Source organism: Ectopseudomonas composti, assembly GCF_900115475.1.
GTDB lineage: Bacteria > Pseudomonadota > Gammaproteobacteria > Pseudomonadales > Pseudomonadaceae > Aquipseudomonas > Aquipseudomonas composti.
In genome coordinates this window covers 29,786-48,201 of record NZ_FOWP01000016.1, presented here as the reverse complement: position 1 = coordinate 48,201, position 18,416 = coordinate 29,786, and the positions used below count along the sequence as shown (strand labels likewise).

At 56.7% G+C, this 18,416-nt stretch carries 16 protein-coding genes and 2 pseudogenes; 10 read left to right on the top strand and 8 right to left on the bottom strand.

Annotated features, from left to right (window positions below):
* Positions 1 to 6 precede the first annotated feature (6 nt).
* The gene (gene xerC / locus BM059_RS22310; RefSeq protein WP_051563894.1) at positions 7 to 954 is read left to right on the top strand and encodes a tyrosine recombinase XerC; all 948 of its coding nucleotides are present in this window, start codon (positions 7 to 9) and stop codon (positions 952 to 954) included.
* Complete coding sequence (locus BM059_RS22305; RefSeq protein WP_074941397.1) at positions 951 to 1,652, top strand: HAD family hydrolase; 702 nt, start codon at positions 951 to 953, stop codon at positions 1,650 to 1,652. Before xerC ends, BM059_RS22305 begins: the two co-directional genes overlap by 4 nt.
* 191 nt (positions 1,653 to 1,843) lie before the next feature.
* On the opposite strand, the gene sutA is transcribed toward BM059_RS22305, so the two are convergent.
* The 4 genes from sutA to glnK form a co-directional block, all read right to left on the bottom strand.
* A complete protein-coding gene (gene sutA / locus BM059_RS22300) occupies positions 1,844 to 2,167 on the bottom strand; it encodes a transcriptional regulator SutA (protein ID WP_036999838.1) in 324 nt (107 codons plus the stop codon).
* Between the two features lie 77 nt (positions 2,168 to 2,244).
* Complete coding sequence (locus BM059_RS22295) at positions 2,245 to 2,670, bottom strand: secondary thiamine-phosphate synthase enzyme YjbQ (RefSeq protein ID WP_074941396.1); 426 nt, start codon at positions 2,668 to 2,670, stop codon at positions 2,245 to 2,247.
* A gap of 98 nt (positions 2,671 to 2,768) precedes the next feature.
* Positions 2,769 to 4,022 carry an ammonium transporter gene (locus tag BM059_RS22290; protein ID WP_036999840.1) on the bottom strand — a complete coding sequence of 418 codons (1,254 nt, stop codon included), beginning with the start codon at positions 4,020 to 4,022 and terminating at the stop codon, positions 2,769 to 2,771.
* 334 nt (positions 4,023 to 4,356) lie between these two features.
* A complete protein-coding gene (gene glnK / locus BM059_RS22280) occupies positions 4,357 to 4,695 on the bottom strand; it encodes a P-II family nitrogen regulator (protein ID WP_003096476.1) in 339 nt (112 codons plus the stop codon).
* Positions 4,696 to 5,105: 410 nt separating this feature from the next.
* On the opposite strand from glnK, the gene BM059_RS22275 reads away from it, so the two are divergent.
* From BM059_RS22275 to BM059_RS22260, 4 genes and pseudogenes are all read left to right on the top strand, one after another.
* Positions 5,106 to 5,363, top strand: a complete 258-nt coding sequence (locus BM059_RS22275; RefSeq protein ID WP_074941451.1) for an accessory factor UbiK family protein — start codon at positions 5,106 to 5,108, stop codon at positions 5,361 to 5,363.
* A 90-nt stretch (positions 5,364 to 5,453) separates the two neighbouring features.
* Positions 5,454 to 6,101 (top strand): annotated as a pseudogene (locus tag BM059_RS22270) (magnesium chelatase domain-containing protein); the annotation flags it as partial.
* A gap of 113 nt (positions 6,102 to 6,214) precedes the next feature.
* Positions 6,215 to 8,098, top strand: a complete 1,884-nt coding sequence (locus tag BM059_RS22265; RefSeq protein WP_074941394.1) for a P-loop NTPase fold protein — start codon at positions 6,215 to 6,217, stop codon at positions 8,096 to 8,098.
* Positions 8,099 to 8,535: 437 nt separating this feature from the next.
* Positions 8,536 to 9,270, top strand: a complete 735-nt coding sequence (locus tag BM059_RS22260) for a YagK/YfjJ domain-containing protein (RefSeq protein WP_074941393.1) — start codon at positions 8,536 to 8,538, stop codon at positions 9,268 to 9,270.
* Here the strand turns inward: BM059_RS22260 and BM059_RS22255 are convergent.
* Positions 9,218 to 9,682 (bottom strand): hypothetical protein, encoded by a 465-nt coding sequence (locus BM059_RS22255; RefSeq protein ID WP_074941392.1) that lies wholly within the window; start codon positions 9,680 to 9,682, stop codon positions 9,218 to 9,220. The genes BM059_RS22260 and BM059_RS22255 overlap by 53 nt on opposite strands.
* 368 nt (positions 9,683 to 10,050) lie before the next feature.
* On the opposite strand from BM059_RS22255, the gene BM059_RS22245 reads away from it, so the two are divergent.
* Together BM059_RS22245 and BM059_RS22240 are read left to right on the top strand one after the other, a co-directional pair.
* Positions 10,051 to 10,383 carry a helix-turn-helix domain-containing protein gene (locus BM059_RS22245; RefSeq protein WP_074941390.1) on the top strand — a complete coding sequence of 111 codons (333 nt, stop codon included), beginning with the start codon at positions 10,051 to 10,053 and terminating at the stop codon, positions 10,381 to 10,383.
* Between the two features lie 150 nt (positions 10,384 to 10,533).
* Positions 10,534 to 11,091: a recombinase family protein gene (locus BM059_RS22240; RefSeq protein ID WP_074941389.1), complete on the top strand. Its 558-nt coding sequence runs from the start codon at positions 10,534 to 10,536 to the stop codon at positions 11,089 to 11,091.
* Between the two features lie 12 nt (positions 11,092 to 11,103).
* Here the strand turns inward: BM059_RS22240 and BM059_RS22235 are convergent, their stop codons facing one another.
* Positions 11,104 to 12,873: a recombinase family protein gene (locus BM059_RS22235; RefSeq protein WP_074941388.1), complete on the bottom strand. Its 1,770-nt coding sequence runs from the start codon at positions 12,871 to 12,873 to the stop codon at positions 11,104 to 11,106.
* A gap of 37 nt (positions 12,874 to 12,910) precedes the next feature.
* On the opposite strand from BM059_RS22235, the pseudogene BM059_RS22230 reads away from it, so the two are divergent.
* A pseudogene (locus BM059_RS22230) lies at positions 12,911 to 13,771 on the top strand (YifB family Mg chelatase-like AAA ATPase); the annotation flags it as partial.
* 1 nt (position 13,772) lies between these two features.
* On the opposite strand, the gene BM059_RS22225 reads toward BM059_RS22230, so the two are convergent.
* Together BM059_RS22225 and BM059_RS22220 are read right to left on the bottom strand one after the other, a co-directional pair.
* Positions 13,773 to 15,749 carry a methyl-accepting chemotaxis protein gene (locus BM059_RS22225; RefSeq protein ID WP_074941387.1) on the bottom strand — a complete coding sequence of 659 codons (1,977 nt, stop codon included), beginning with the start codon at positions 15,747 to 15,749 and terminating at the stop codon, positions 13,773 to 13,775.
* Between the two features lie 178 nt (positions 15,750 to 15,927).
* On the bottom strand, positions 15,928 to 16,842 hold the full coding sequence (locus tag BM059_RS22220; protein ID WP_074941386.1) for a LysR substrate-binding domain-containing protein: 915 nt from the start codon (positions 16,840 to 16,842) through the stop codon (positions 15,928 to 15,930).
* Between the two features lie 139 nt (positions 16,843 to 16,981).
* Here BM059_RS22220 and BM059_RS22215 point away from each other — a divergent pair, with 139 nt between their 5' ends.
* Positions 16,982 to 18,367: a NorM family multidrug efflux MATE transporter gene (locus tag BM059_RS22215; protein WP_074941385.1), complete on the top strand. Its 1,386-nt coding sequence runs from the start codon at positions 16,982 to 16,984 to the stop codon at positions 18,365 to 18,367.
* Positions 18,368 to 18,416 lie beyond the last annotated feature (49 nt).

Below are 18,416 nucleotides of genomic sequence, written 5' to 3'. Positions count from 1 at the left end.
GGGTGGATGACGCACAGCTCATCCACCATTGGCCCGTTCGGAAGCCAGCACGTGACACTTGAAGTTCATCTTGATGCCTACCTCGAACACCTGCGCCGCGAACGCCAGGTGTCGGTGCATACCCTCGACGGCTATCGGCGCGACCTCGGCAAGGTGCAAGCATTCTGCGAGGCCGAAGGCCTGAGCGACTGGGCCGCACTGGACACACGCAACCTGCGCCGTCTGGTCGCCCGCCTGCACCAGCAGGGCCTGTCCAGTCGCAGTCTGGCGCGCCTGCTCTCGGCCACCCGCGGCCTCTATCAATATCTGGTGCGTGAAGGCCTGTGCCACCACGATCCGGCCACCGGCCTGAGCCCGCCAAAACGCGAGCGTCGCCTGCCCCGTACCCTGGACGCCGACCGCAGCGCACAACTGCTCGACGGCGCGGTGGAGGACGACTTCATCGCCCGCCGCGATCAGGCCATGCTCGAACTGTTCTATTCCTCCGGGTTGCGCCTGTCGGAACTGGTTGGCCTGGATCTCGACGGCCTGGACCTGCCGGCGGGCCTGGTGCGTGTGCGCGGCAAGGGCAACAAGGTGCGCGAGCTTCCGGTCGGACGCATGGCGCGGCAGGCGCTGGAACAGTGGCTGGCGCTGCGCAAGCTGGCCAACCCCGGCGATGGTGCGGTATTCATCAGCCAGCAGGGCCGCCGCCTGGGGCCACGCGCAGTGCAACTGCGGGTACGCCAGGCCGGCGTTCGCGAGCTTGGCCAGCACCTGCATCCACACATGCTGCGCCACAGTTTCGCCAGCCATATGCTGGAGTCTTCGCAGGACCTGCGCGCAGTGCAGGAGCTGCTCGGTCATGCCGATATCGCCACCACGCAGATCTACACCCATCTGGATTTCCAGCACCTGGCCAATGTCTACGACCAAGCCCATCCACGCGCCAAGCGCAAAGGCGGTTCCGAATGAGCATTGAACTGATCACCTTCGACCTCGACGACACCCTGTGGGACGTCACCCCGGTGATGCAGGACGCCGAGGCTGCCCTGCGCAACTGGCTGGCCCTGCATGCACCACGCCTGGGCGCGGTACCGGTCGAGCATCTGTGGGCCGTGCGCAGCCGGCTGCTGGAAGCCGAGCCGATGCTCAAGCATCGCCTCAGCGAGCTGCGCCGGCGTATTCTGTTTCACGCTCTGGAAGACGCTGGTTATCCGCTTAGCGAGGCGCAGACGCTGGCCGAAGCGGGATTCCAGGTATTTCTCAGCTCCCGCCATCAGGTCGAACTGTTCACCGAGGTGCACCCAACGCTGGAAGCATTGGCCGAGCGCTTCATGCTTGGCGTAATCACCAACGGCAATGCCGACGTGCGTCGCCTGGGCCTGTCGGATTACTTCCAGTTCGCCTTGTGCGCAGAAGAACTGGGCATCGGCAAACCCGACCCGAAGCCCTTCCGTGAAGCACTCAGCCGCGCCGGTGGCGTGGCGGCCGAGCGCGCCGTGCACATCGGCGATCACCCCAGTGACGACATCGCCGGCGCCCAGGCGGCCGGGATGCGCGCGATCTGGTTCAACCCGCAGGGGCGAACCTGGGACGGTCAGACAACGCCGGACGCGCAGATCGCCAGCCTGGCCGAGTTGCCAGCGCTACTTTCCAGCTGGACGCGCTAAACCCCGTAAGGTGCGCTGCGCGCACCGCCTGATACACGACAAGATCGGTGCGCACGGCGCACCCTACGCGACACCGCGCCACTGAGGGAGCCATTCCTGACGTCGCGCAGCGACGGCCCGAAGGCTGGCAACCCGGGATGGCAGGCACAAAAAACCCGCCACATGGGCGGGTTCCTTGCAGCGAGCCGTCCTCAGATGGGGCGGCTGCCGTATTTGCTGTCGGGCTTCTTGGGTGGGTCGGCGACCACGTTGGGCTCTACCTCCTGCACCTTTCCGCCCTGGGAGAGAAACTCTTCCATGGCCTTGGCCAGAGCATCCCGCTCCTTCTGCTTGGCTTCGATGCTGGGCAACTCATCGACTTCAACAGCTTTGGCCTTGCTCTTCTTGCCGCTGGCTACGACTTCGCCGTTGCCTTCGTCGTCGCCGCTGTCGCCGTCATCGGCAGCAGCCAGGCCCTCACCATCGTCCTCTTCAGCCCCTTCCAGATCGTCTTGTTCCAGGTCTTCGTCGCTCATGTTCAACCTCATGACTTGCGAAAAGCAGGTTAGTTATAGCCCAGTCGCGCGATGTGTACCGCTCGACCGGAAAAAATTCAAATAGCCTCGCCATGCAAGGTAGCCACTACTCGTCGAACACCGCCATGATCACGATGCTCACCGAGGTAGATCCCCTGCCAGGTCCCAAGTGCCAGCCGTCCCTGCTGTATCGGCAGCTGTAGCTGAAAGCCCAGCAAACTGCCCTTGAAGTGCGCCGGTAAATCATCCGGCCCTTCGTCATCGTGTTCGTAGTCCGCCTCACCCTGCGGCACCAGACGATTGAAGAAGCGCTCGAAATCGCGGCGTACCGCGGGGTCGGCGTTCTCATTGACCGTCAGCGATGCAGAGGTGTGCTGCAACCACAGATGCAACAGACCGACACGCATCTGCGCCAGTTCCGGCAACGCTGCCAGCACTTCCTCTGTCACCAGATGAAAACCTCGCTCGCGCGGGTGCAGGCTGATGATGCGTTGCTGCCACATACAGCTCTCACTCTCGATGGCTTCAGCGCGCGCATTCTAGCGTGCTGCCAGAAAAAACAAAGGGCGCCAAAAGGCGCCCTTGTCATTACCACCGACGCTTACTTCTTGCCGGTGAACTCCGGGTAGGCTTCCATGCCGCATTCGGCGATGTCCACACCCTCGTATTCCTCTTCTTCGGTGACGCGCAGACCGATCACAGCCTTGATGATGCTCCAGACGATCAGGCTGGCAATGAATACCCAGGCGAAGATGCTGCCGATACCCAGCAGTTGCGCACCCAGCGAAGCATCGCTGTTGGTCAGGCAGACAGCCAGCAGACCCCAGATACCGACCACGCCGTGCACGGAAATGGCACCGACCGGATCGTCGATCTTCAGCTTGTCCAGAGCGAGGATGGCGAACACCACCAGCGCACCACCGACACCACCGATCAGAGTGGCTTGCAGGGCGCTCGGGGTCAGCGGCTCAGCGGTGATAGCCACCAGGCCAGCCAGGGCACCGTTCAGGGCCATGGTCAGGTCAGCCTTGCCGAACAGGATGCGAGCGACGATCAGAGCAACGATCAGGCCACCGGCTGCTGCCATGTTGGTGTTGACGAACACCTGGGCGACGGCATTGGCGTCTTCGATGGTGCTCATTTTCAGCTGCGAGCCGCCGTTGAAGCCGAACCAGCCCATCCACAGGATGAAGGTACCGAGAGTGGCCATCGGCAGGTTGGCACCCGGAATGGCATTGACTTGGCCATTGGCGCCGTACTTGCCTTTACGTGCACCCAGCAGCAGTACACCAGCCAGAGCAGCGGAGGCACCGGCCATGTGAACCACGCCCGAACCCGCGAAGTCGAGGAAGCCTGCTTCGTTGAGGAAGCCCGAGCCCCATTTCCAGAAACCCTGAACCGGGTAGATGAAGCCGGTCATGACCACGGCGAAAGCCAGGAAAGCCCACAGCTTCATGCGCTCGGCAACGGCACCGGAAACGATCGACATACAGGTTGCAGCGAACACCACCTGGAAGAAGAAGTCCGAACGAGCCGAGTAGTAAGGCGCGTCGTCGCCACCGGCAAGTACGGAGTCGACGCTGTTTTCGTCACCGATCAGGAAACCCAGGCTCGGGAGAATGCCGCCTTCCGGGCTGGAGTACATGATGTGGTAACCAATCACCAGGTACATGACGCTGGCAACAGCGTAGAGCGCCACGTTCTTGGTCAGGATCTCGGTGGTGTTCTTGGCACGCACCAGGCCGGATTCGAGCATGGCGAAGCCAGCTGCCATCCACATCACCAGGGCACCACAGATCAGAAAGTAGAAGGTATCGAAGCCGTACTGCAATGCAGTCAATGCTGTGTTATCCATTTTTCACCTCTTGCCGGCGCTTTTGTTGTGCGCTGTTCGGTTGAAACGTCCAGGTTGGCGCCGGACGCGTTCCGCATGCTTTACAGGTCGTTGCCACGCTCGTTCTGGATCACCGGAACCCCTGCGCCGTGAGGCGACCAGGTATTCCCATCACTAGGCCAAGCGCGAGACCTTAAGAGGATCTGGCACAGCAGAGCGGCAAAGGCATCGCCAGCTCCGGCTTTGGTCCTCGAAAACAGCGCATGGCCAGAATTCGAGGACAAAAGGGCTCCTAGCCCTGCGAAAGTTCGCAGAGTCATGGGTTTACTCCTGGGGCGTGGGGTTCGGAGGCTTTTTAGATCGCGTCGGTATCGGTTTCGCCGGTACGGATACGAATCGCTTGTTCCAGGTTGACTACGAAAATTTTGCCGTCTCCGATCTTGCCGGTGTTGGCAGCCTTGGTGATGGCCTCGATCACACGATCAAGTTGATCGTCAGCGATGGCCACGTCGATCTTCACCTTGGGCAAGAAGTCGACCACGTACTCGGCACCGCGATACAGCTCGGTATGGCCTTTCTGGCGGCCGAAGCCCTTGACCTCGGTGACAGTAATGCCCTGCACGCCGATCTCCGACAGCGACTCGCGCACGTCGTCCAGCTTGAACGGCTTGATGATGGCAGTGACTAGCTTCATGAAACTTTCTCCCGTGTAAGGTGGACTTGCCCCAGGAATTGCGAACCCGGCTCAAGTCTAAGCGCAGTGTCTGGCTTTTGTAATGCACCGACCGCTCCAGCCTGGCGTGGCCGATACCCACCAACCGCTCCCGACGAAACACTCCCCCGCTTCGCCTGCCGCACCGAAACTGCATCGGTGCATGCGTCGCAGGGGTCTAAGCAGAAAGCTTGCCAGCTCAGGCAAAAGCGCCATCTATCAGGCTCTTACGAGCTTCCAGGCGTGGTAATCGATCATTCATGCCGAACCAGTCGCACAACATTGGTGCATCGATACGTTCTGAAATGCTCAAAAACCGTGCAGCCACCACTCAGCCGCCCTGCCGGCAGCTGCGTGCTACACTGCCGGCCGTCTGTTTACGGAACCTGATCATGCTGCCGCCCAAAGCCTTGCTCGACACTCTCAGTAGCCATGCCTCGCGTTTGTTTAGCGGCGACAGCCCGCTGCCGCGCGCCGAGCTGGAGGCGCAGTTCAAGGCCCTGCTACAGAGCGGTTTCAGCAAGCTCGACCTGGTCAGCCGTGAAGAATTCGACAGCCAGATGGTGGTGCTGGCCCGCACTCGCGCCCGCCTCGAGGCACTGGAAGCCAAGGTTGCCGAACTGGAAGCCAAGCTCACCGGCGCAGACTAAGGTTATGGTGTAGGAGCGGCTTTGGCCGCGAACAGGCTTCGCGGCCAAAGCCGCTCCTACAGGCACTGCCCCACTGATCAAGGAGTGATCATGTCCCTGGCCATCGTCCACAGCCGCGCCCAGGTCGGCGTCGAAGCACCGGCGGTTACCGTCGAAGCGCACCTGGCCAACGGCCTACCTTCCCTGACGCTAGTCGGACTGCCGGAAACAGCAGTCAAGGAGAGCAAGGATCGCGTGCGCAGCGCCATCCTCAACGCCGCCTTCGAGTTTCCCAGCAAACGCATCACCTTGAATCTGGCGCCGGCCGATCTCCCCAAGGATGGTGGCCGCTTCGATCTTGCTATCGCCCTCGGCATTCTCGCTGCCAGTGGTCAGGTGCCCGCCCCCGCTCTGGAGGAATACGAATGCCTCGGCGAGCTGGCGCTATCGGGCGCCGTTCGCCCAGTGCAAGGCGTGCTGCCGGCAGCTCTGGCCGCGCGGGAAGCCGGACGCACCTTGTTGGTGCCCCTCGCCAACGCCGAGGAAGCCAGCCTGGCTTCGGGATTGAAGGTGATTGCCGTCGAGCACCTGCTGCAGATTGCCGCGCACCTCAACGGCAGTGCCCCTCTGCAACCTTACGCGGCCCAGGGCCTGCTCCGGCAGAGCCTGCCCTATCCGGATCTGGCCGAAGTACAGGGCCAACTGGCCGCCAAGCGTGCGTTGCTGGTGGCCGCAGCTGGCTCGCACAACCTGCTCATGTTGTAAACGAATACACCCACATGGGTCATCAGATTGTATCGGGGACCCGATCCGCCATACTCTCGACGCGCACAAGCCAGTAAAAACAGACATTTCGCAAGGACTGCAAAGCTATGAGCCCTAACGACCACATTAGCAAATTCCTAATGGAATATTGCTTTCTAAAGACAGCCCCACAATACGCGGTTCTACTTAAAGGATCGTGGGGATCGGGTAAAACTTGGTTTATCCAGAAAACAATAAAGCAAATTCGAGAACGCGACGGCAAAGAACTATATGTAAGTCTATACGGGGTTAATAGCTTTTCAGCAATCGAAGAAGAATTTTACCGACAACTGCATCCAATTTTATCCTCAAAAGGAATGGCACTAACTGGCAAAATTATCACTGGCCTCGCGAAAGCAACTTTGAAAATTGACTTCAATCAAGACGGCAAAGATGATGGTTCACTAAACGTATCAGTACCCGATATTAAAATTCCAGACTACCTGACCAACACAGCTGGCCTCGTATTGATATTTGACGATCTGGAACGATGCTCAATACCAATAAATGAAGTACTGGGATACATTAATCATTTCGTCGAGCACCAAGACTACAAGGTCATACTAGTTGCAAATGAAACAGAAATCCTCTTAGAAGTAGATGGTAACCACGCCCGCGCTTCGTCATACAAAAGAATTAAAGAAAAACTGATTGGAAAAAGCTTTGAAATACAATCCGACGTTGACAGCGCAATACTCGGATTCGTTAACGAAATTGGTGCAAAGGCACAACCGTACCTACACCTAGAAACAATCAAAGAAACTTATACACAGTCCACATACAACAACCTCAGACATCTGAGGCAAGCACTATGGGATTTTTCCCGACTCCATGAACATCTAACACATGAAGCAGCTAAGTCAACCCCTCTGGTCACGCACTTACTAAAGTTCTTCCTAGCATTATCTTGCGAAATTCGGCAGGGACTTATGTCAGCCAAAGACATCACTTCCTTTCGAGCAGATTATATTACTTATCTCGTAAGGCTAAAAGCAAACAACATCGAAGAACCATTAGTAGTAAAGCTAAAACAGAAATATCCAAACATGGACGTGAACACACTGTTGCTAGAGCCCAAAACATGGGAAGACATTCTAGACAATAGCGTCATTAACCCCACTGACATTGCAGAACAACTTAATAACAGCCATTACTTGATATCGAAGAACACACCTGACTGGGTAAAGTTATGGCACTACAACAATCTACAAGACCAAGAATTCGAGCAGCTTTTAGAGCGCGTAAGGATTGAAGTATCACGCAGGTCAATAAGAGACGCAGACACACTCAAACACATATATGGGATATTCTTTAATCTTTCGGAAAAATCGATAATCACTGACAACCCAGCGCAATTACTGGAAGACGCAAAAAAGTATATCGACGAACTGAAACTATCCAATCAAATCGATGCAAACGAACGCCATAACACCTACTCTACAAGCGAATCATCTAGAGGACTTGGATATCAGGGCCGAGAAACACCTGAGTTTAAGGAACTATCAAATTATATTATTGATCGTGCGTCAGAAGTCTACATTGAAAGCCTACCGAATCAAGCCAAAGAACTTTTGGAAATCCTTAAATCTGACCCAGCAGAATTTAGTAAAAAGCTGTTCCACTCAAATACAGGTGACAGCAGATATTTTGAAATCCCTATTTTGGAATATATTGATCCGACTGAATTCGTAACAACATTGACCTCGATTGATAGAAGCGGCTTGTATCCCGCATGCTACTTCCTTAAAGAACGATACAGCATTCCGCAGTTCAACAAATCGCTAGCTAGCGAACTGGGCTGGCTCAAAGAAGTTCGGACGAAGCTAGATGCATTGCGAACCCAGAATATCGGGAAGCTCTCTCACCACATATATGGCTGGGTGATAGAAAACCACATCAACAACGGCATTACCCAACTTGAGAATAGCTTAGACCCCAATCAGAGCGTCTGAAACCTGACAGATTTAGATTCTATAAAATCACATTATAATTTAACGGCAACAAACCAATAATTTCACATGATACGGGGGTGGGGGGGGGGGAAGGACTAATGGGTCCCATCCCTCACCTTTAGCCCCCCAGAGTGTCTGACACCCTCCGCCCTTATTGCATCAAACTAAATTCATTCGTTCTGTTTAGATTTGCCCCTTCCATCTGATATGGTTCCCACAGAGTTAACAAACAGCCCTTGTTTTCTCGGCAGTCAAAACATGCCAACCCTCAGACTTCATGCGGACCGCAGAGAATTTTGCGGATGTATATTAGTATTATCTAGTACGAACAATGCTTGACCGTAAGTTTGGACACCTGCATCAGTAATTGAAAGCAGAAGGACACAATTGGGCCCAAGAAAAATCAAAGCCAATCAAATCACATTAATGATCAAAAATTGAACAACAAAATAACCTATAGCACCACCTACAAAGGTGTGTTGATAAACACTAGCCATCGCTACAAACTCGGGGCCTACACCGCGATCCTTGAATCGATTCACAGTCAAATGCATGCACTTCTCAGCCACCATTCTAGGATTTCAGTATTGGTTTTCGTTCTTCACACGCCCCATGGCAATTTTTCAGACCCACAAAGATGGAACCTAGTTGTTAGTGATTTTTTTAAATCAGTAAAACAACAGCTTGGTCAGAAAGACTGGCTGTGTAACAAAGACGTAATCTACTGTTGGGCACATGAACAAGGAGAATTGGATAAAGATCACTATCACTGCTACATCGGATTTAAACAGCTTTACAGGCGCATAGGCGGCATTACAAGCGAAGGCTATACCGGACTATGGGTCATGCTTCAAACGTGCTGGAAAACGCATTCTGGGGGCTATCTGAGGCCAACAAATGCGCACACTGTAAACAGGAATAAACAAGGGGAATTCAACAAGGCATTTTGGCACATTAGTTATATGGCCAAAGTACGCGATAAGACTTTCGGTACAGGTGAAAGCTATAAGCGTTTTTCGCCATCCAGACTCAAACCAGCAAAAACCGCACCTAACTCATGCCTTGAATTTACCGTATCTGACGATGTAAACAAAAAGCCCCGTATTAACGGGGCTTTCCTCACTGCATCAATGGCACGCCATGCTTCTGATTCTCCAATGACACAGCTTTGATAATATCGAAACCATTCTGCTGCAATGTAATCGGGGTGATGTAACCTCCGCGCCCCCCAACCACCACCCTAGCAACCACATATTTTGAGGCGGGATTGGCATCAGCTCTCTTGACCATCGCCGTTCTTACCCCAATTAGGTACGCGCTGGACGTTGGCACAACCCAGCAAGTTCCGCTCTTCTTATATGGGTTGAAAAAATCTGCGAAGAACTTCGATACATCCTGATCTAAAGCCGGGCGCTGCTCAAACATTTGGAACCAGACATCAGCGTCCGAGCACATCAAAGTTTCCTCGGTGATATCAGCGGCTGGGCCAATATCAAGGTCACCGGTTTTGTTGAATATTTCGGCTTGAGCCTGAGCACCAAGGGTAAGGCCGAGATACACAGCAGCAAGTTTTATCTTGACCAAGGTTACGCCCCCTCTTGTGGACTATGAACCTTAGATTCCCCACCACGAAGACCCGATACGAACACAAACACGGCAAGCAGCAGAGTCCCGCCAGCAACATAGGATGCCACTTCAAGACCGCTTGACAGCATCCGTGGCAGACCGCCAAGGCTATGCTGATACACCCAACGCCCGGCAAGAAACGCCATTGGCATGCTAGATACAGCAAGGAATATCCCGGTAAGCATTATCTTCATACACGCTCCATGATGTGTGGTTCACACCGGAACTATACGAGAAATGCATAGTTTTATCGACATCACTAGGCACTAAGCGACCTTCATGGACGCCAAGACAGATGCAAGCATCTGATTTTACTTGGGGTTCCCATGACTCAATCAGCCGTTAAGGCGTTAGGCCGCAGGATCAAAGCGCTTCGGCAAGCACATGGGATCACTCAATCCCAGCTAGCCGAAGCCTGTGGGTACGATCCGATTACGGTTAGCCGGTTTGAAAGGGGTGAGTACGCACCTGGGATCGAAGCCTTAGAAGCTATTGGTGCAAGACTCGGCGTGTCGCTTGATGCGTTCTTCCAAGTCACGCCTGATGAGCCGAGTCCAGCAGAGCTGCGGCACCAGATTTGTGATGCCATCTACGACATCCAGAGCCCGAAGACTCTTGACGCAATATTGAAATCAGTTCGAAAGCTGACCGCAAAGTAATCAGCATCCTCACGGAAACAGCCACCTACCAAACCACCCCCCTCTTTCTAGGGCAGGGTTCAGAGACTCACGTCAAAAATCTCTGTAAAACCTTGTTTACCACCCTAAATGGAGTATTCTTAGTATATCTAGACCCTAACTGGAATAATAATGACCACATACATCTACTCGCGAGTCTCTTCGGACGACCAAAATGTCCAGCAACAGTCAGACTTCCTTGCGGCGAAACACTCTTACGACTTCATTGTTTCTGAAAAATTTACCGGTACGACTCTTGATAGGCCGCAGTTTGATCAGCTCATCAAACGCCTGAAAATTGGTGACACATTGATTGTTCGCGAGGTCAGCCGGTTGGGTAGGAATGCGGCTGAAGTCCTCACACTCTGCGAAGACCTAAAAGCACGCGGTGTTAAGCTAATTATCGACAATTTGAGCATGGACGTTACTAGCCCATCGGGACAACTAGTGCTGACCCTAATGGTTGGCGTCGCTCAGATGGAAAGGGAAAGCATGCTTGAACGACAGCGCATCGGAATCAATCGAGCAAAAGCGGAGGGCAAGTACCAGGGCAGGAAAGCCCTAGACCCTGCAATCATCGAGGCAGCAAAGCAGATGCTAAGTGCTGGTGCATCAAAAGCGGCAACAGCACGACACTTTAAGATTGGACAGTCTACATTGTACAGTTACCTAAAAGACGAAGGGCTCTAATGCCCTTCATTCTTAATCAGGGTCAAGCCCGACCGATTTAAGAAGCTTATTTTTCAATACTTCGGCACCCGGAGACCATTCAAGTGCTGGTATAGAATCTAATGCAACCGTAATTTCCCCCCGGCCATTACCTTCGGTTTCATCAATAAGCTCTTGTAGATGCCTTGCCATAGGCACAACCATACGAGCATTTGGCAAATCACCTTGATTGATAACGTTCACCATCATTTCTTTTGATAGCGGCGTAATTTTTGGTATCAGGTCTTCACCCAACCAAATTGCAAAATTTGCCTTTGGCTTCTTTGGGTCAGTGATTGCAACAAAGAAATATTCATGACCATTAAATCCTGCTCTGACTTGAACATCAAGATTTCGCAAATATAGATTAGCAGATGAACGCCCTTCATAAGTTTTCAAATCAAGCTTTTCGAAGAAATCAGCTTTATTAAAGATTGCAGTTGTTTCCATTTCAGCGTTTTCAATCTGAAGCTCACGCTCACACAACATCAGTTCTTCTTCTTTTGCAGACGCCGCCTTCGACAAAGCAATAGAAGGGGCCTCCATCAACATTTCCTCGAACTGAACAAGCCGTAGCCTAAGGCTATCAATCCTTCCTTTTAGCTCAGCTATTCTACTTCTGGACTCCTTCTCACTTTTTTGAACAAGTGACATGGAGTTAAACATCACCAAAACTTCCTTAAAAGCAATATCAGCAACATTCAGCCGAATTAGCTTTGCCGTGCACTTTCCTTTTGCCGCCGTATAGCAGCGCAAATACTTGAATCCTTTTGGCGGTTGCCCCTTGTTAACTAAATGCATGGGCGACCTACATTTCGAGCAAACCAGCAACTTAGACCACACATTGAAATCTTTCGACTGTTTCGTATCCTTACTAACATGCCGCTGAGTACGAACATAGCTTGCCGTATAAAATATCTCGGGGGTTATAACTGGTGGGTAGTAACCTTCAATCACAGAACCGTTTTCTCTGCGGCGCTTCTGCTCATAAACCATTGGCTGGTATTCACCCAACACTGACCTATTGCAAAGTATCTTGGCAATTGAACTCGCCCCCCACAAACCAGACTTGTTTCTTTTTATGCTTCCAAATACTGGAACATTATTTTTATTCAAGTGTTTTACAATTGCTATCTGCCCATAACCGGCAATTGTCATCGAGAATATTTGCCGTACAATTTCAGCCTTATCCTCGTTTACAATGTATTCCCCGCCCTTAAAGTCCAACCAATACGGGCAAACACTACCTAGAGGGGTAAGATGCTCTCTAGCATAATCTTGCTTTTTCCTCCAAGCTTTACTGACACGCTCGCCCTTCAACTTAGACTCATGATGCGCACGCGCCATATGCACAATAGACATGATCAGCTGTGGAACATCCGCACCTTTTGTATAGATGAAATTATCCGCCAATGTTACAACGTTAATTCCTTCATTCAGTAGATCGATAAACCTAGGCAAAGCAATCAACACATCTTCCCGGCTGAGTCGATCTAAAGACTCCACCAACAGATATGACCCACTTTCAATCTTCCCACTTTTAACATATTCATAAAAACGCCGAAGTTTTCCCTCGTCGTTAACATTCTTACCTGTATACGCACTTATCCCTGCATCGAAGAACTGATAATCCTTATCCTGCACTAGGTCTAAATCATGCTCTTCTGCATATTTTGCAGCTGCTTCTCTTTGCCTTCGCTGACTATCGCCGCGACTTTGCTCTGGGCTAGAGAATCTGATGTAGCTGTAAGCCTTGGGTTTCATGCGAATCACATAATCACAATCATTGGGTGTAATATAACATAAGCTGCTACTCAGTGGCCCTCCTGGCACCGGCAAGACACTGCTGGCCAGCCGCCTGCCCGGCCTGTTGCCGCCGCTGGAGGAAGGCGAGGCGCTGCAGGTCGCGGCAATCCACTCGGTGGCCAGCCACACGCCGCTGCAGCACTGGCCACAGAGGCCCTTTCGCACGCCGCACCATAGCGCCTCCGGGCCGGCACTGGTCGGAGGTGGAAGTCGCCCGCAACCTGGCGAAATCACCCTGGCGCACATGGGAATCTTGTTCCTCGATGAGCTGCCGGAGTTCGACAGGAAAGTGCTGGAGGTGCTGCGCGAGCCACTGGAAAGCGGCCATATCGTCATCGCCCGGGCACGCGACAAGGTGCGTTTTCCCGCACGCTTTCAGCTCGTCGCCGCCATGAACCCCTGTCCGTGCGGTTATCTCGGCGACCCGAGCAACCGCTGTCGCTGCACGCCGGAACAGATCCAGCGTTACCGCGCCAAGCTGTCTGGCCCGCTGCTCGATCGTATCGACCTGCACCTGACGGTCGCCCGCGAAACCACAGCCCTGAATGCGCCGCCGCAGGATGGCGAGAGCACTGCGCAAGCGGCAGCCAAAGTGGCGCGAGCACGTGAGCGGCAATTGCAGCGCCAGGGCGTGGCCAACGCCTTTCTCGACTTACCCGGCTTGCGCCAGCACTGTGCGCTGAGCGATGCAGATCGCCAGTGGCTGGAAAGTGCTTGCGAACGCCTGGGCCTGTCCCTGCGCGCCGCCCATCGCGTGCTCAAGGTGGCGCGCACCCTGGCCGACCTGGCTGACGAGCAACAGATCAGCCGCGCCCACCTAGCTGAAGCGTTGCAGTATCGCCCGGCAGCGGGATGACTCAACGGAAGCGCTCGACCTCCTGACGCAGCTGCGCGGCCAGGCGATCCAGCTCGCGCGCGGTATCGGCCAGGTTGGCCACCACTTCACGCTGCTCGCCGTTGGCCTGGGCAATGCTCTGCAGGTTGGAGCTGAGCACGGTCGCGGTGCTGCTCTGCTCGCTGGTGGCGGTGGTGATGGCGGCGAACTGCTCGCCGGCTGCCTCGCTCTGCTCGCTGATCTGCGCCAGCGCTGACGCCACCTTGGCGTTGCGCTCGAGGCCGTCCTGCATCAGTTGCCGGCCCTGCTCCATGGTGGCGATGGCGCTGCTGGTCTCGCTCTGGATGCTGCCAATCATGGTGGAAATCTCGTTGGTCGCCTCGCGGGTGCGTCCGGCCAGGTTGCGCACCTCGTCGGCGACCACGGCAAAACCACGCCCTTGCTCGCCGGCCCGCGCAGCTTCAATGGCGGCGTTGAGCGCCAGCAGGTTGGTCTGATCGGCAATTGCCGTGATCACGCTGACGATGCCACCGATTTCCTGGGAGCGCAGGCCAAGACCGTTGATGGCCGTGGAGGTCTGCTCCAGCGCCTCGGCGATCTGCACCAGCGCTTCGGAGGCCTGATCCATCGAGGTGCGACCGATGCGGGTCTGCTGGGCGTTGGCGCTGGCCAGACGCTCGGTACTGCGCATGTTGTCAGCGATGTTCTGCGAGGTGGCGCTGAACTCCTCCACCGCACCGGCCATGCTGCTGATCTCACCCGACTGCTGATCGATACCCTGGTAGGCATCACGCGACAGCGAGGACATCGCCTGCGAACGCGCGCTGACATCCTGAGCCGCGCCACGGATACCCGCCACCATGTTCGCCAGGGCCTCGCCCATGCGGTTGAAGCTGCGCGCCAGCTCACCGATTTCATCATCGCTGGACTGCGCCATGCGTGCACCGAGGTCACCGGCACCGAGCGCCTGCGCCTGCTGTACCAGATCGCCCAACGGCCGCAGCTTGCGCCGCAGCAGCCAGACCACGGCGATCACCGCCAGCAGCAGGGTCAGCGCGCTGCCGATGGCCAGTTGGGTGCCGACACGCCAGGTGACGGCCTGGATCTCTTCGCGCGGCATGCTCGCCAGTACCGTCCACGGCCCACCGGCAAAGGGCATGGCGACGCTGTAGAACTCGTCACGACTGTCACTCCAGAAGCCGCCCTTGCCGGGGTTGGCAATCAGCTCGGCGAGCGACTCGGGCAGGCTGCTCATGGCGGCGGCCCCGGCCGGTGCCACCAGCCATTTGCCCTGCTCGTCGAGCAGCGCCAGCGAACCGGTGCTGCCGATGCGGAAATCGCTGAGGTTGCGCATCTGCAGGTTCTGCGCGTCGGTGTAGTCGAAGCCGACGAACAACACCGCGATCACCCGCCCGCCGGTATCGCGCACCGGGGTGTACTGGGTCATGTAGAAACGGTCGAACAGCAGCGCGCGGCCGACGTAACCCTGGCCCGCCAGGAGTTTCTGATAGGCCGGATGCTGATGATCGAGCACCGTGCCCAGGGCACGGGTACCGTCCTGCTTGGTCAGCGAGGTGGTGATGCGCACGAACTCCTCGCCATCGCGCACGAACACCGTGGCGACGCCCGCGGTCATGCGGGTGAAGTCATCGACTTCGCTGAAATCGTTGTTGAGGCGGGTCGCGCCCAGATAGAGCGCCGGCGTCTGCAGGCTGCCAACGGCAACACGCTCGTCATTGCGCACCTGCAGGCCGCCACTGAAACGCTGCTCGAACAACCCAGCCAGACGCTGCGTGCTGTCGCGCAGGCTGCCGTGGAAGGTTTCCAGCTGATCGGCCAGCAGGCGCGCCTCACTGCCCAGATGCTCGGCACGGGTCACCAGGTTGGCACCGTTCAGCGAGCGCAGCGCGAACAGGGTACTGATGCTGATCAGCAGCACCAGCATCAGTGCCAGAGCAACAGCGAGTTGCAGAGCAATACGGGAACGAGGAGGGGTCATTCAGGCCTCTCAAGGCCTGACTTACATAGCGGCAGGCCGAACGGAACAGGAGAATTGACTGGTTCGAGTCATCATACGACCTCGAGCCAAGGCGCGGCAGGATACCTGAGCAGTATGGTTGGTCAATCGGCGTTCTGCCGAATGGCCATCATTTGCTATCAAAAACCTGTATCGGCAGCTATAGCACTCTCTCCACTGAGGGAAGCTGCATGGCCGCCACCTCCGCCAACAGGTAGTCGCGCAAGCGCTGCAAACGCGCCTGGGCCCGATGCCCACGCTGCCACACCAGATAATAGCCGTCACCACTGAAGACTGCCGTGGACCAGGGCAATCCGAGGCGCCCGGTGCTGACGTCCTCCGCGACCATCAACAGATCGCCGATCGATACGCCATAGCCTCGCGCCGCCGCGACGATACCCAGCTCCAGCATGTCGAACAGCTGGCCAGTCTTCAAAGGCACCTGTTCACTCAGGCCGGTGGCCTGCAGCCAGCGCCGCCAGTCACGGCGATCCGGCGTCGGGTGCAGTTGCTCCGCCGCCTGCAGTTGCGACAGCGACCAGGGGCCGGCATCGGCCGCCGCGCATACCGGGATCAGCCATTCCTCGAACAGCAGCGCGCTTTCCCAGTCATCCGGGAACTGGCCGTCGGAGAGCAGCACCGCGCAGTCGAAGGGTTCGTGGCGAAAGTCGACCTTGTCCACATCCATCCAGGCGCTGGTCAGTTGCACCTCGCTGTCCGGGTTGGCCAGACGAAAGTGCGACAGGCGCGCCAGCAGCCAGCGCATGGTCAGGGTAGACGGCGCCTTGAGGCGCAGCACCTCATCGTCCGCGCGCAACGTGGCGCTGGCGCGCTCCAGCGCATCGAAGCCGTCGCTCAGCCCCGGCAACAGGGCGCGCGCAGGATCGGTCAGTTGCAGGCTGCGCCCACGGCGCTCGAACAGACGGCAGGCGAAGTAGTCCTCCAGCGTACGAATGTGCCGGCTCACCGCACTCTGGGTGATGGCCAGCTCTTCGGCGGCACGGGTGAACGAGGCATGCCGGGCTGCGGCCTCGAAGGCGCGCAGCGCATAGAGCGGCGGCAGACGCCGCGTCACCGCATTGAACCATGAGTTTTGATCATGCCTAGCATGGCTTTTTTCCTTTTGTGGATATCCGGCTAAGACCAGAGAATATCCGTCATTGCTCATCCTCCGACAGTCTGGGGATGCTTATCCTGCCGAAGTTTTACTCATCATGAAGAATTCCCTTGGTCACGAGCTGGGTGCGCTGCTGCGCCTGGCCGGCCCGCTGATCTCCGCCCAACTAGCCCACGCGCTGATGATTTTCACCGACACGCTGATGATGGCCATGCTCGGCCCGCAGCAACTGGCCGGTGGCGCGCTGGGCGCCACCTGCTATTTCATCTTCTCGATCTTCTGCACCGGGGTGATCGCCGCGGTGGGCAGCCTGGTTGCCATTCGCCACGGCGCAGGCGACCCCAATGGCGTCACCCGCCTGCTACAGAGCGGCCTGTGGCTGGCCCTGCTGCTGGGCATCGTCAGTGCGCTGTGCCTCAATGGCCTGGGCCCGCTGTTGCCGCATCTGGGCCAGGACCCTGGCGCAGCCAACCAGGCCATGGCCTTCCTGCGCCCGCTGTCACTGGCCCTGCCCGGCTACCTGTGCTTCATGGCCCTGCGCGGCTTCACCAGCGCCATTGGCCACCCCGGCCCGGTCATGGCCATCAGCATCCTCGGCACCGTGGCCAACTTCGTCATCAACTACGCGCTGATCAAGGGCTGGTTCGGCCTGCCCAGCCTGGGCCTCAGCGGCATCGGCATGACCACCGCCGTGGTCAGCAGCGCCATGGCCCTGGCATTGGCGCTGTATATCCTGATCTCGCCGACCTACCAGCGCTATCAGCTACGGCGCGGCATGGGCCGCCCGCAGCGGGCAGAGATGCGCGCCCTGCTGCGCCTGGGCCTACCCATCGGCGGTACCTACGCCGCCGAGCAGGGGCTGTTCACCTTCGCCACGCTGTGCATGGGCGCGCTGGGTAGCGTGCAACTGGCGGCGCATCAGATCGCCATGCAGACGGTGGCACTGGCATTCATCGTGCCGCAGGGGTTGTCCTATGCCGTGACCTTCCGCGTCGGTCTGCACTACGGCGCCGACCGTCTGCACCTGTCACGCCTGGCCGGGCACCTGGGCATGGCGCTGGGCGCCGCGCTGATGCTGCTGTTCGCCCTGCTGTTCTGGCTGCTGCCGGAGTGGATCATCGGCCTGTTCCTCGACCGGCATGACCCGGCCTTCGCCGATATCGTCACCCTGGCGGTGAGCCTGTTGGCGATCGCTGCCTGGTTCGAGCTGTTCGACGGCCTGCAGAGCATCGCCATGGGTGCGATTCGCGGGCTCAACGATGGGCGGACCACCCTGGTGATCGGCCTGACCGGCTACTGGTGCGTCGGCGCCCCGCTGGCCTGGCTGTTCGCCTTCCCGCTGGGCTGGGGCGCGCACGGTGTGTGGTGGGGCTTGGCCGCTGGCCTGGCGGTCACGGCCACCGGCCTGGTGCTGGGCTTCCAGTGGAAGACGGCGCGCCTGCAGCGACCGAGTGCACTGGCGAGCGGGGCCTGCCTGCCGTAGCCCGAGTGCAACCCATATGGAATACGCGACACACTCCCCGGATTGCAGC